The organism is Streptomyces sparsus (assembly GCF_054776295.1).
The window spans coordinates 1-709 of sequence record NZ_BAAHCA010001552.1; the positions used below are offsets into that span (position 1 = coordinate 1).

Sequence of the window (709 nt, forward strand, 5' to 3'; positions counted from 1 at the left end):
GGCCCGGTCTCGTTCTCCGGCCCGGTCTCGTTCTCCGGCGCGGCCACGTTCTCCGGCGCGGCCTCGTTCTCCGGCGCGGTCGGGGCGGGCGGGTCGAGGAAGAGCGTCGTGCCCGGGCAGAGCAGGGCGGGGTCGGCCCCGACCGTCTCCCGGTTGAGGGCGTACAGCCGCTGCCAGCCGCCGGGCACGCGGTGCCGGGGGGCGACGGACCAGAGGGTGTCGCCCGCCTTGACCAGGTGGACGCGGCGTCGTGCGTCCTCCTTCGTGGTGAGTCCGCAGCGCAGTGCGCAGACCGGCCACGCGCCCCAGCCCTGGGTGGCGAGTACCCGTTCCGCCACGGTGATCTGCTGCTCCCTGGTCGCGAGGTCGGCGCGCTCCGCGAAGCTCAGGCCGCCGTGCTCCTCCCAGGTGGGCTGCCAGAACTGGAGGCCGCCGTAGAAGCCGTTGCCGGTGTTGGCGTCCCAGCGGCCGCTGCTCTCGCAGCGGGCCAGGCAGTCCCACGGGCTCTCCTGGGTACGGCAGCCGGCGACGGACCCGGTCCGGGGCCCAGCGGCGGAGGCTGCCGGAGCTGCGGCCAGCACCCCAAGGACGGGGAGCAGCAGGACACCGAGCACGGCGGGCACCGTCAGGCGGGGGTGGCGTGCCTTCGAGCGTGGGTGGCGAGGCATCGCCTCACGCTATCCGCGGCCGGCACCGCCGCCCCGCACTC

At 75.7% G+C, this 709-nt stretch carries 1 protein-coding gene; it reads right to left on the bottom strand.

Going from position 1 to position 709, the window contains the following annotated elements; translation table 11 throughout:
- Positions 1-668, bottom strand: a 668-nt coding sequence (locus ACYVE9_RS29555; protein ID WP_461030942.1) for a LysM peptidoglycan-binding domain-containing protein, incomplete at its 3' end; no start/stop codon positions are given.
- Positions 669-709: the final 41 nt, after the last annotated feature.